Genomic DNA, 12014 nt, shown 5'->3' with positions numbered 1-12014 from the left:
TGGGTCCCGGCCTGCGCCGGGACGACGGATAGGGTGATATGACCACCTCCAACTCCAAATTCCGTAACACCAAGGAAGCGCCGACCGAGCCGTTCAAGCGCTCGGTGGCGTCCTGCCTGAAGGCGATCGCCAAGACGCCGGAGCTCGACGTCAGCTTCGCGGCCGAGCGACCCGGTCTTGCGCCAGGCAAAGCCCGCTTGCCCGAGCCCGCGCGAAAGATGACCAAGCGTGATGCCGCGATCGTGCGCGGCCATGCCGATTCCATCGCGCTGAAGATCGCCTGTCACGACGCAAAACTGCATCGCAAGCTGATGCCGGGCAATCCGCAGGCACGCGGCGTGTTCGAGGCGGTGGAGCAGGCTCGGGTCGAGGCGATCGGCGCGCGCCGCATGGCAGGCGTTGCCAAGAATCTCACCGCGATGCTCGACGACCATTTCCATCGCGGCAAGTTCGACGAGATCACCGACCGCGCCGATGCGCCGCTTGCGGATGCGCTGGCGATGCTGGTGCGCGAGCGCCTGACCGGCATGGCGCCGCCGACGGCGGCAAAGAAGATGGTCGATCTCTGGCGCCCCATCCTCGAGGACAAGATCGGCAAGCGGCTCGACCGGCTCGATAACCTCGTCGAGGACCAGACCCGGTTCGGCGACGCCGTGCATGATCTCCTGACGGCGCTCGAGCTCGGCGACGAGCGCAACGCCGACAGCGAGGACAATGACGACGACGAGGAAAATCGCGACGGCGACAACGACCAGTCCGGTGCCGAAGGCTCGCCCGATTCCGATGCCGCGCAGGAGATGAGCGCCGACCAGGCGCAGGCCTCGTCGGAGGAGATGAGCGAGAGCGCGATGGAAAGCGCGCAGGCCTCGACCTCCGACACGTTCGACGACGGTGAGCTCGGTGACGACGAGACGCCGGGCGAGGCGACGCGTCCGAACGCGCACGGCAAGAACGAGCCGCGCGGGCCGGAATATCACGCCTTCGCGCCGAAATTCGACGAGATCATCGCGGCCGAAGACCTCTGCGACCATGACGAACTGGAGCGCCTGCGCGCCTATCTCGACAAGCAGCTCGCGCATCTGCAGGGCATCGTTGCCCGCCTCGCCAACCGGCTGCAGCGCCGTCTGATGGCGCAGCAGAACCGCGCCTGGGAGTTCGATCTCGAAGAGGGCATCCTCGACCCTGCGCGCCTGTCGCGCGTCGTCACCGATCCCTATCATCCGCTGTCCTTCATGCACGAGAAGGAGGCGACGTTCCGCGACACCGTGGTGACGCTGCTGCTCGACAATTCCGGCTCGATGCGCGGCCGTCCGATCACGGTCGCCGCGACCTGCGCCGACATCCTCGCCCGCACGCTGGAGCGTTGCGGCGTCAAGGTCGAGATTCTCGGCTTCACCACGCGCGCCTGGAAGGGCGGGCAATCGCGTGAAGCGTGGCTTGCCGCGGGCAAGCCGGCCAATCCCGGCCGCCTCAACGATCTCCGCCACATCATCTACAAATCGGCCGACGCCCCGTGGCGCCGTGCGCGAAAAAACCTTGGCCTGATGATGCGCGAGGGTCTCCTGAAGGAGAACATCGACGGCGAGGCGCTGGACTGGGCGCACAAGCGCCTGCTCGGCCGGCCCGAGCAGCGCAAGATCCTGATGATGATCTCGGACGGTGCGCCGGTCGACGATTCCACGCTGTCGGTCAATCCCGGCAACTATCTCGAGCGGCACCTGCGCCATATCATCGAGGAGATCGAGACCCGCTCGCCGGTCGAGCTGATCGCGATCGGCATCGGCCACGACGTGACGCGCTATTATCGCCGCGCGGTGACGATCGTGGACGCCGAAGAACTCGGCGGCGCCATCACCGAAAAGCTCGCCGAGCTGTTCAGTGAGACCAACACGGCGCCAACCCAGCCGGCCAATCGCCCGCGACGCAAATTGCATTCGTGAGCACGCATCCATCCCGCCGCAGCTTTCTCAGCCACGCGGCGGCGGGATTTTCCACTCTCGCATTCTCGCAGATCGCGCGGGCGCAGCCTGCGGCCGAGCCCGTGCGACAGGCGGCGCAGGGCGAGCACGCCGTCGCCGCGCCCGTCGGCATCGAGGTCAATGCGCGCCCGATTCCCAATTTCGAGCCGCGCGACCGTTCGCGCACGCGCTTTGGGTCGCTGGAGTATCGCAGCGGTCTCGTGCTGACCTCGCCGCATCGCGGCTTCGGCGGCCTGTCCGGCTTCCGCTTCCTCGATGCCAAGGGCGAGCGCTTCCTCGCGATCTCCGACCAGGGCACCTGGTTCACCGGCCGCATCCGCTATTCCGGCGGCAAGCTCGCCGGCCTCGACGACGTCGAGGCCGCGCCGGTGCTCAATGCCGAGGGACGGCCGATCACGGAAAAGCGGCTCTGGTACGACACCGAGTCGCTCGCGCGCGACGGCAGCCTCGTCTATGTCGGGCTGGAGCGCGTCAACCAGATCATGCGGTTCGATTTCGCCAAAGACGGCACCCGCGCGCGCGGCGAGGTCCTCGCCGTGCCGCCGGCGCTGCGCAAGCTGCCCTACAACAAGGGGCTCGAGGCGCTGGTGTTCGTGCCGAAAGGCATGCCGCTCGCAGGCACCCTGATCGCAATGTCGGAGGGCGGCTTCGATGCCGACGGCAATCTGGTCGGCTTCCTGATCGGCGGACCCTCGCCCGGCCAGTTCAGCATCCGCCGCACCGACAAGCAGTTCATCAGCGACGCGGTGCTTTTGCCCTCGGGCGAGCTGCTGATCCTCGAACGCAAGTTCTCCTGGTTCACCGGCATCGACATCCGCATCCGCTCGATCCCCCTGAAATCGATCGCGCCGGGCGCGGTGGTTGATGGCCCCATGCTGTTCAAGGCCGATCTCGGCCACGAGGTCGACAACATGGAAGGCATCGACGTCCACGTCACCGCCGAGGGCGAGACCGTGCTGACGCTGGTGTCGGACGACAATTTCTCGCTGCTGCAGCGAACGCTGCTGCTGCAGTTCACGCTGGTGGAGTGAGTTGTCGTCCTGGCGAAAAGCCAGGACCCATACTCCGCAGCAATCGTTTTGCGAAGACTCGTAGTTATCAATCCGCGCAACAACTCCTCCCTGTGGCTATGGGTCCTGGCTTTCGCCAGGACGACAGCGGAATGTGTGGCACGACTTTCGCCAGGACGACGGCCAGGATGAACTCGGAACCATCATCCCCCGACACACCCTCATGCCCCAGCTCCGCGCCATCCTCGCCCTCGTCCTCACGCTCGCAGCAAGCTCGCCGGCCTTTGCCACGGCCGCGCACCGCTACGGCAAGAACGAATACGCCATCATCCAGGGCGGCCGCGCGCCGAACGGCAAGCTCTCCGTCGCGGCCCACGGCGGAAGCGAAACCGGCAGCGAGGGCTTTCGCATCCATCTGATGGCGGAGCCGGCCCATCGCCGGCTGATGACGCTCGACAGCGTCAACGACGACAACATCCTGGATTCCGCGCCGGATGCCTTTCACGCCGCCTGGTCGGGGGACTCGCGCACCCTCGCCGTGAGCTTCCGCAGCGAGCGCCACATCGTCACGCTGAACCTCTACGCCATCGACGGCGGCCGCGCGCGCCTCGTCGATGGCCCGGATCTGTTCCGCGAGGTGACCGGCCGCAGCATCGACATCAAGACCGACGGCGACATGCGCACATCGGTGCCGGCGCTGACCTGGCTGTCGCCGCGCCGCTTCCATCTCACCGACTACCGTGTGTTCGTGGTGAACGACACCGCGCTCGCGGACAAGCTCGGCCCGCTCGGCAAGACGACCAAGCGCGACGGCGGCGGCAACACCATCCAGTTCTCGGCCGAGGCCGACGGCGAGCTGCTGCCCGACGGCCGCATCCGCATGGGCAAGCCGAAGGCGGGGAGGTTCGAGGAGGTGGAGTAGCCCTCGACCTCTCCGCGTCGTCCTGGCGAAAGCCAGGACCCATACCGCGTGATTTATCGATTGCGGACGGTCGCAGTACCGAACGACGAGTCTTCGCCAAACCACTCCCTGTGGTTATGGGTCCCGGCTCCCGTGCGCAATTGCGCACCAGGCCGGGACGACAGCGGAGGGTGTGGCGCCTGCCGTGTGACCACATGACGCCCCGCAATGCATCCCCAGCCAGCGGCCATGCCTCCCGCGCAACTGGCAATCCCCCGCGCGCTCACTACACTCCTACCATCGCCCCCATCCTCCGGAACTCCCCCGCATGAGCGCCCTGTTTTCCCCGATCAAGCTGCGCGGCCTGACGTTGAAGAACCGCGTCGTGGTGTCGCCGATGTGCCAGTATTCGGCCGATGACGGCGTCGCCACTGACTGGCATTTCACCCACATCAACAATTTGTCCCTGTCGGGCGCTGCGATGTTCTGCATCGAGGCGACCCATGTCGAGGCGATCGGCCGCATCACGCCGGGCTGCCTCGGGCTCTACAGCGATGCCGCCGAGGCCGCGCTGAAGCAGATCCTCGCCTCGGTGCGCAAGCATTCCTCCACCGCGGTCGCGATGCAGCTCGCGCATGCGGGCCGGAAAGCGTCGAGCGCGCGGCCTTGGGACGGCGGCCAGCTGATCCCGGTGAGCGAAGGCGGCTGGCAGCCGGTGGCGCCAAGCGCGCTGCCGCACAAGGAGGGCGAAGCCGCGCCGCTGGCGCTGGATGGCGCCGGCCTGAAGCGCATCCGCGAGGCCTTCGTCGACGCAGCCCGCCGCGCGGACCGCATCGGCATCGACGCGATCGAGCTGCACGGCGCGCACGGCTATCTCATGCATCAGTTCCTCTCGCCGATCTCCAACAAGCGCACGGACGAGTATGGCGGCTCGCTCGCAAATCGCATGCGCTTCCCGCTGGAGATCTACGATGCGGTGCGCGCGGCGTTTCCGCACGGCAAGCCGGTCGGCATGCGGGTGTCCTCGACCGACTGGATCGAAGGCGGCTGGGATCTGGCGCAGACCATCGAATTCGCCAACGCGCTGAAGGCGCGCGGCGTCGACTGGATCGATGCCTCCTCCGGCGGCGTTTCGCCGCTGCAAAAGATTCCGCTCGGCCCCGGCTATCAGGTGCAGTTCGCCGAAGCCATCAAGCGCGCGACGGGATTGCCGACGATCGCCGTCGGCCTGATCACGGAAGGCCGGCACGCCGAGGAGATCGTCGCCTCCGGCAAGGCCGACATGGTCGCGCTCGGTCGCGCCATGCTCTACGACCCGCGCTGGGCCTGGCACGCCGCCGCGGACCTCGGCGGCGAAGTCGAAGCGCCCCCGCAATACTGGCGCTCGCAGCCCTCGACGCAAAAGGCGCTGTTCGGCAGGACGACGTTCGGGGCGAGGTGAGGGGAGGGTGAGGTGCTGCAATTTTCGCAAGGATCGCGAAAGCGGCGCCCCAATCTCCGCCGTCGTCCTGGCGAAAGCCAGGACCCATACCGCGTGATCTATCGATGGCGCGCGGTGGCAGTTGTCATCGTACAACTTAAACTTTGAGTCTTCGCCAAACTGCTGCCTGTGGTTATGGGTCCTGGCTTTCGCCAGGACGACGGCGGAATGTCTGGCGCGCCTCGCCCCTCACTATCGCAACTCACCCCTCACGCATCCGTAAACCTCCTCGCCTTCCACCTCCCCCAAAACTGGCCTAACCTCATCGCACCCAACTCCTCACGGAGGCCCGCCATGCGGTTTCGTGTCCGGAAGGCTGCCCACGTTTTCGAGCGCGTGGGGCTTGCGATGGCAGGCGCGGCGTGCGGGCTGTTCGTCGGCGCCTATGTTGGCGCCGCCATACCCGCGCTCACCACGCAGGGGTTCCTGGTGGTGATGATGATGCTCGGCTTCGTCGGCTTCTATCTCGGCATCGACACGCCGCAGATGCCGTTCGACGAGGCGCACGGCGCAATCGACGCCGCGGAAGTCCTGAGCTCAGCCGGCACGCTCTGCGCCACGCTCACCGCACTCGCCTCCGTCGCCGTCATCGTGCTCCGGCTCGATCCGCACATGGCCTGGACCTGGCTCGCCTTGTTGGGCTGGGTCGGCGGTGTTGCGATGCAGATCGTCGCGGGCGCGAAGGCGCGGATGCGGAAGTAGGGAGTTGTTACTTAGAGACGCTCGCGCCGCAAGCACACTGCGTTCCCTCCCCCCTTGTGGGGGAGGGCCAGGGAGGGGGGTAGCCACACGGCGCGGTCTATCGAGTTGAGCGACACTCTGTTGCTGATCGCGTGGTTATAACCCGCACCATTTGCTGGGCACCCCCCTCCCCAGCCCTCCCCCACAAGGGGGGAGGGAGCAGAGCGAGTGCTCGGCGAGATCATCGAACTTCAGTGAGCGCCCTCCTAAAACACCACGCCCACCCGCGTGCCGCGCTTCCACGCGATGCGGCAGCGCTTCTTGGTGTTGACGTGCAGCAGCTCGAACCGATCGGGGATGCTCACCTGCCCGCCGAGATCGACGCAGGCCCCGCCGGGCGAATAGTCGATCAGCGTGCAGGGGATCACAGGCGCGCGCGGGTCGGTGATGATCTTGGCCTGTCGCGACACCAGCCCTGCAGGCTTCACGCGGGCATATTTGCGCGGATACATTGGCACTCTCCTCCAATTCCGCAGGCATAGCAGCGGGTGGTTTGTTCCCATGATGCGGAGGAGATGATGCGATCCGACTAAAGCGGGGGCGAGAATTTTAACGAAAAGTAGCGGCGAATGGAGAATGCGGCGGTAGCGGGGTGGGGCGGTGGTGGTGACGGTGGCTTGTGGCGTGGCCGTGAGATCCTCGCCGCAGCCCCAACCTCCAATGTCGTCCTGGCGAAAGCCAGGACCCATTACCCCAGGGAGGCGTTTGGCGAAGATCAGCAGTTTGGTACTGCGACCTTCCGCAACCGATAGATCACGCGGTATGGGTCCTGGCTTTCGCCAGGACGACGGCGAGTGTGTTGCGCCACCCTGCCCCCACCACCGCAATGACGAACTCGGGGCGTCCACCTCACGCCGTCACGCTCTCCTCCGCCTCGGCGCCAGCCGTCCCCGGCGGCACCGGCATCGGCACCGTCACATACTCCTTCGGCAAGTTCACCGGCCGATAATCCGGCTCCACCGCCATCCGCTTCAGCACGCTCTCATGCACATGCGCGCCTTCGGGAATGACGCGCGGCTCGCAATCGGGGATGTAGAAACCCAAGACCACCGTCCTGTCAGGCCATTCCTTGTACGTCGCGCTCTTCGGCAAATACTCCAGCATGCGCCAGGCGGCCGTCATCGAATCGTGCAGCTCGCCCACCTTGCCCGTATAGGCGGGCGCGACGTATTTGAACGGCGAGTTCTTGCGCGGGACGCCCCACGCGAGCTGGTTCACGGTGCGCGGGTTGAACTTCAGCCCCGCCTTCTCCGCCTCCTCGATCATCCAGATCAACGGATACTTGGACTCGCCGCTCTCCGCTTCCGGATAGCCGCCGCCGACGTCGCAATGCACGCCGGCGAACCACACCTGCAGAATGTCCTGCGGCTCCTTCTTCTCGTCGGGGACGTAGCGGTTGCGCCAATATTCTTGCGGCTCCTCATACTCCTTCAGGCGGAACATGCAGCGCCGTTCGTCGATCGCGATCGCCTGGCGGAAGATGTTGACGCTCGGGTTGCGCAGCGTGAAGGCGAGCTCCTCCAGGCTGAACACGAAGAAGAAATTGTCGCGCCGCGGCACGATCACGCTCGCCACCGTGTCCCAGACGCCGATGAAGTGGATGGTCGGCCAGCGCGTCGAGGTGATGCGCGCGAACTGGGCGGCGAGGTCGAACGCGTCCTTCGGCAGTGGCCCGTCGTCGTCGGTGGCGACGTCCTTGAGGTCCTCGATGTCGTTGCCGCGCCCGGTGCCGGAATATTGCTTGTAGGCGACGAGGCCCGAGCCTGCGAGGTTCGCCTGCTCCGGCGAGATCAGCCCGATTTTGTGGATCAGCCCCGCCAGCACGCGAACCGTGTAAGCCCCGCGCGAAAAGCCGAACAGATAGATCTTGTCGCCCGGCGCGTAATGCTCGACCAGGAAGCAATAGGCCGAGAGCACGTTGTCATCCAGCCCGTAGCCGGTGGCGAGCCCCAGCACCAGGTTGATATTGGCCTTCCAGCGGTGCCACGTCGTCGGCTCCGTCACCGTGCCGACGCCGGGATCGTAAAACACCATCTGGCGCGGCTGCGTCTTGTCCGTCTTGCGCAGGCAGCGATAGAGCTTCAGGACGTTGGAGATGTTCTCCGAAATCTCGTTGCCGGTGCCGTCACAGAGGATGACGAGGTTTTTCGGGTCGGGTTTGGACGAGTGCTCCACGAGGTGCGCCTCCGGGTGATGCTACCGGGGCGAGTATAGCGGAAAACCGCGACCGAGAGGAGACGGAGGTGATTCTTACCCTCCCCTGGAGGGGGAGGGTCGATCGCGCGAAGCGCGAGCGGGGTGGGGTGATCTCTCAACACGGGCACTGCATGCGTGGAGAGACTATCACCCCACCCCGTCTCACATCGCTATCGCGCTGTGAGCCGACCCTCCCCCTCCAGGGGAGGGTAAGCGCACCGAGCCCGGCCTCCGCCCCTACTTCTTCTTCGCCGGCCCGAAATCCGGCTGCCAGTTGGCGTCCTTGCGGCTCGGTGCCGCGGCGATCACCTTGGCTTTGTCCTTCTTCGGCTTCTTGGTTTCGCGATTGCTGCGTTGCTGTCCCTTGGGCATGATGTCCGTCTCCTGTGAGGGTTCGAATACGCTGAGTTCGACCGATTGCAGCACCCGTCCGCGCAGTGCGAAGGCCGCCGCGATGCCGCGGCCGAAATGGGCGCACCCGGACTCGCTGGTCGGCGGGAGCGCACCTGACCCTCGGTCACCGGTCGATGTCATTGAACGCCCGGTGATGCGACAACGTACGCTTGCGGTTGGGCAATAGCGAGCGCTAAAGCGGTCGGGCGCAACGCTCTGCGCGTCAGGTGTCGTCCCGGCCGAGTGCGCGCTTGCGCACGGGGGGGCCGGGACCCATAACCACCGAAGTGCGTTATTACACAGCCTTGTGCCACAGCGCGCTTCAACAAAGCTGACCGGGGTAATGGGTCCCGGCTCCCGTGCGCAATTGCGCACTCGGCCGGGACGACGTTGCGCACCAGGCCGGGACGACGTTGGAGCCAGTTTGCACGCCGCAAAGGAGTAACCCCATGCCCCTCACCAGCGGCCGCTTCATCGCCCACGAACAGGACCGCGGCATCGTCCAGTTCTCGATGCAGGACGGCGCGACGGAGATCGCCTGCGCGATCTCGACCTCCGCGATGGACGACCTCGAGCGCGGCCCGCGCGCCCGGCCCAATGAGCGCGAAGCCCAGTTCATGCGCCTGCGCGAGCGCATCGAGGCCTGCGTGGGGCGCAAATATCAGGCAACGGAGTTCGAGGGCACCCCGCCGGGGATCGTGCTGCGGAGCATCGATTTTCGGGGGTAGGGGGAGCCGGACGCGGAGCCGCGAGCTTGTCGTTGTTGAGCCCGCAGCCGGTGCGGAGCCCCGGCACCAATTTGATGTTGGCCTTCCAGCGGTGCCACGTCGTCGGCTCCGTCACCGTGCCGACGCCGGGATCGTAGAACACCATCTGCCGCGGCTGCGTCTTGTCCGTCCTGCGCAGGCAGCGATAGAGATTCAGGACGTTCACAGAGGATGACGAGGTTTTTGGGCGAGGGTTCTCGTCTGTTGATATTAACCTCTTGTTAACCATGCGGTTGCCTAATGTTGACGATGGGGGATCACCATGTCGGCCCATGTGACGCGACCGAGGTTGATGCCTGTTTCGGCCGATCCGGCCATCCGGTCGGTGGCGAGGCTGGCGGTTCGCGCCAAGGCCGTCCTACAGGGCAAAGCGCCTGTCCTACGGAGCAAAGCCATGTTCGGAAAGGACGACTTAGTGGACAATCTCAGCCGCGATCTCGATCGCGCGCGCGGACGACGCGATGCGCTCGCATCCGAAGCCACGACCCTGACGGCCCAGATCGCCGAAATCGAAGCCCGCCTTTCGGAAGAGAAGAAAAGGCGGGAGCGTGAGCGCGTCCTGAGCGAGATCGAAGTGATCAAGACGCGAGTCAAGCAAGCCGCCGGTGCGTTTGCGCCCGTTGTCGACGGTCTCTCCAGCGCGATCGAATCGGCTGCGGCCGTCGTGCCCGAGGCGCGCGAGCTCAATAGTTTCCTCGTGTCGGTGGCGACCGAGATCGACAGCGTGCTCGATCCTCTCTTGCGCGAACTGGATCAGCGTTCGGATGCGGTGCGATCCGGACAGGCAGCGCTGGACTTGCCGAGTTCGGCCGTGGAAGCGCCGCCCGTCGAGCTGCCGAAAGACACCAACGAACGCCTGCTTCGCTTTCCGGCCTGGCTGTCGCGCGACAAGGAGTCGGACAAGAAGGAAACCGCGGAGAGCCCGCGCAGCACGGCAGCGTGAATGATCTGCGCGCTCTAAGCGCGCGGACTCTGGAGCAGAATGGCTTTTTGTTGGATCGAGCGGGCCGCGGGCTCGCTCAACCTCTCCCGCTTGCGGGGGAGGTCGGCGCGAAGCGCCGGGTGGGGGCTCTTTCCACATTGGGAGTGTCCCATTGCGGAAACACCCTCTCCCCAACCCTCTCCCGCAAGCGGGAGAGCGAGCCACCGCGTGCGTGGCTAGAACAAGGCTAATCTCAGCGCGTTGTCGCGTAGCAGCGATTTAGTTCCTGCATTGGCGACCCTGGCTCCTGCCACCGCTCAGTTGGCGGCGCGGCGCAGGAAGGCCGGGATATCGAGAGCGGCCTCGTCGGGCGCATGGCGCGCAGGGGCGCGGCCGTAAGGATCGAGCGGCTGAAGCGCCGCCTGCGGCGCATAGTCCAGACCCGGCCGTGCCGGTGGCCCCACGGGGTGGTGCGGCTGCGGGCGGAGCGGCGGGCTGCCCGCTTGCGGAATGGGTGCGCTGCGCTCGATGCGATCGGCGATGCGGCGGCCGTCGTTGCGCAGCCTGCCAGCGAGCTGCGTGAGGGCGGTTTCCACCGGCAGCGCCTGCGCCGGATCGAGATTGTCGATCCCGGTCGCCACCACCGAGACGCGGACGATGCCTTCGAGGCTTTCGTCGAACGACGCGCCGACGATGATGTTGGCGTCCGGGTCGGCCTCGTCGCGAATGCGGGTCGCGGCTTCGTCGACCTCGTACAGCATCAGATCCTTGCCGCCGGTGATGGAGATGATGAGGCCACTGGCACGCTTGATCGAGGGATTCTCGATCAGCGGATTGGAGATCGCGGCCACGGCGGCGGCGAGCACGCGCTTCTCGCCGGAGGCCTCGCCTCGTCCCATCATGGCCTTGCCCTTCTCCTTCATGACGGAGAGGACGTCGGCAAAATCGAGATTGATCAGGCCTTCTTTGACGATGAGGTCGCTGATGCAGGCCACGCCCGAATAAAGCACCTGGTCGGCAAGGGCGAAGGCATCGGCGAATGTGGTCTTCTCGCTGGCCACCCGGAACAGGTTCTGGTTCGGGATGATCAAGAGGGTGTCGACCGTCTTCAGCAGCTCCTCGATGCCGGCCTCGGCAAAGCGCATGCGGCGCTGGCCCTCGAAGTAGAACGGCTTGGTGACCACGCCGATCGTGAGAATGCCGAGCTCGCGCGCGGTCCTGGCGACAACGGGTGCAGCTCCGGTGCCGGTGCCGCCGCCCATGCCTGAAGTCACGAACACCATGTGCGCGCCGGTCAACTGATTGCGGATCGCATCGATGGCCTCTTCGGCCGCGGCGCGTCCCAATTCGGGCTGCGAGCCGGCGCCGAGGCCTGCGGTGACATGTGTGCCGAGCTGGATGAGGTGCTTCGCCTTCGACATGGCCAGCGCCTGCGCGTCGGTGTTGGCGACCACGAACTCGACCCCTTGCAGCCCGGCCGTGATCATGTTGTTGACGGCATTACCGCCTGCGCCGCCGACACCGAACACGACGATGCGGGCCTTCATTTCATGAATATCGATATTGCCAGCCATTTTTCCCTCGCGATTGGTCCGGCAAGCCGGGAATGGAGAAGTCTTCGAGCG

Annotated in this window: 11 protein-coding genes and 1 pseudogene; 7 read left to right on the top strand and 5 right to left on the bottom strand. The window is 65.9% G+C overall.

Going from position 1 to position 12014, the window contains the following annotated elements; translation table 11 throughout:
• Positions 1–38 precede the first annotated feature (38 nt).
• The 5 genes from cobT (at position 39) to RAD15_RS35280 (ending at position 6072) form a co-directional block, all read left to right on the top strand.
• Positions 39–1940, top strand: a complete 1902-nt coding sequence (gene cobT, locus RAD15_RS35300) for a cobaltochelatase subunit CobT (protein ID WP_458183326.1) — start codon at positions 39–41, stop codon at positions 1938–1940.
• A complete protein-coding gene (locus tag RAD15_RS35295; protein ID WP_458183325.1) occupies positions 1937–3010 on the top strand; it encodes an esterase-like activity of phytase family protein in 1074 nt (357 codons plus the stop codon). Before cobT ends, RAD15_RS35295 begins: the two co-directional genes overlap by 4 nt.
• Before the next feature lie 202 nt (positions 3011–3212).
• Complete coding sequence (locus tag RAD15_RS35290; RefSeq protein WP_458183324.1) at positions 3213–3911, top strand: hypothetical protein; 699 nt, start codon at positions 3213–3215, stop codon at positions 3909–3911.
• A gap of 307 nt (positions 3912–4218) precedes the next feature.
• Entirely contained in the window at positions 4219–5331 is a 1113-nt protein-coding gene (locus RAD15_RS35285) for an NADH:flavin oxidoreductase/NADH oxidase (RefSeq protein ID WP_458183323.1), read from the top strand.
• 333 nt (positions 5332–5664) lie between these two features.
• The gene (locus RAD15_RS35280; protein WP_458183322.1) at positions 5665–6072 is read left to right on the top strand and encodes a hypothetical protein; all 408 of its coding nucleotides are present in this window, start codon (positions 5665–5667) and stop codon (positions 6070–6072) included.
• A 245-nt stretch (positions 6073–6317) separates the two neighbouring features.
• On the opposite strand, the gene RAD15_RS35275 is transcribed toward RAD15_RS35280, so the two are convergent.
• From RAD15_RS35275 to RAD15_RS35265, 3 genes are all read right to left on the bottom strand, one after another.
• A complete protein-coding gene (locus tag RAD15_RS35275) occupies positions 6318–6563 on the bottom strand; it encodes a PilZ domain-containing protein (protein WP_458183321.1) in 246 nt (81 codons plus the stop codon).
• 397 nt (positions 6564–6960) lie between these two features.
• Positions 6961–8286: a DUF2235 domain-containing protein gene (locus RAD15_RS35270; RefSeq protein WP_458183320.1), complete on the bottom strand. Its 1326-nt coding sequence runs from the start codon at positions 8284–8286 to the stop codon at positions 6961–6963.
• 258 nt (positions 8287–8544) lie between these two features.
• A complete protein-coding gene (locus RAD15_RS35265; protein WP_458183319.1) occupies positions 8545–8841 on the bottom strand; it encodes a hypothetical protein in 297 nt (98 codons plus the stop codon).
• A 308-nt stretch (positions 8842–9149) separates the two neighbouring features.
• Between RAD15_RS35265 and RAD15_RS35260 the strand changes: the two genes are divergently transcribed.
• Positions 9150–9428 carry a DUF1488 family protein gene (locus tag RAD15_RS35260; RefSeq protein WP_458183318.1) on the top strand — a complete coding sequence of 93 codons (279 nt, stop codon included), beginning with the start codon at positions 9150–9152 and terminating at the stop codon, positions 9426–9428.
• 16 nt (positions 9429–9444) lie between these two features.
• Here RAD15_RS35260 and RAD15_RS35255 read toward each other — a convergent pair.
• Positions 9445–9696 (bottom strand): annotated as a pseudogene (locus RAD15_RS35255) (phospholipase effector Tle1 domain-containing protein); the annotation flags it as partial.
• Positions 9697–9729: 33 nt separating this feature from the next.
• Here RAD15_RS35255 and RAD15_RS35250 point away from each other — a divergent pair.
• Complete coding sequence (locus RAD15_RS35250; RefSeq protein WP_458183317.1) at positions 9730–10410, top strand: hypothetical protein; 681 nt, start codon at positions 9730–9732, stop codon at positions 10408–10410.
• Positions 10411–10706: 296 nt separating this feature from the next.
• Here RAD15_RS35250 and ftsZ read toward each other — a convergent pair whose 3' ends face one another.
• A complete protein-coding gene (gene ftsZ, locus RAD15_RS35245; protein ID WP_458183316.1) occupies positions 10707–11963 on the bottom strand; it encodes a cell division protein FtsZ in 1257 nt (418 codons plus the stop codon).
• Between the last annotated feature and the right edge of the window lie 51 nt (positions 11964–12014).

Source organism: Bradyrhizobium sp. 14AA (assembly GCF_054185205.1).
Note: the sequence above shows the minus strand (reverse complement) of the source record. Positions and strands in the feature narration are given on the sequence as shown.